This window comes from Ruegeria sp. AD11(2025) (assembly GCF_056542405.1).
Map to the genome: position 1 here is coordinate 1 of NZ_JBQFZU010000170.1, position 527 is coordinate 527.

The 527-nt window shown below is 54.6% G+C and carries 1 protein-coding gene; it reads right to left on the bottom strand.

Annotated features, from left to right (window positions below):
• Nucleotides 1-98 precede the first annotated feature (98 nt).
• Nucleotides 99-527 (bottom strand): PhoH family protein (locus ACR1XY_RS24930; RefSeq protein ID WP_480597572.1); only part of this gene is annotated, 429 nt, incomplete at its 5' end.

Consider the following 527-nt stretch of genomic DNA (forward strand, 5'->3'; position numbering starts at 1 on the left):
GACAAGTCTTCAAGATTTTGCCAACGCGAGTCTTCGACTGTGACTTCCAGGTTCATTTCGACACTTTCCGCAGCCTCAAACCGACGAGGCCCGGGATATCACCCCGTTTCGCGGCCAGCTTCAGCCTCATATGCCTCAATAATGGCCGCCACAAGCGGGTGGCGCACAACATCTTTTGACGTGAAATAGTTGAAGCTGATGTTTGGAATCGCCTTCAGCAGCCGTTCCGCATCCGCCAGACCCGACAGAACACCGCGCGGCAGATCGACCTGAGACCTGTCGCCTGTGATGACCATGCGGCTGCCTTCTCCAAGACGGGTCAGGAACATTTTCATCTGCATGGTGGTTGCGTTCTGCGCCTCATCCAGAACAACAAAGGCATTGGCCAAAGTCCGACCGCGCATAAAGGCCAGCGGGGCAATTTCGATTCGCTTTTCCTCGATCAGTTTGGCGAGTTGCTTGCCCGGCAGGAAATCGTTCAGCGCGTCATACAAAGGCTGCATGTACGGATCGACCTTGTCTTTCAT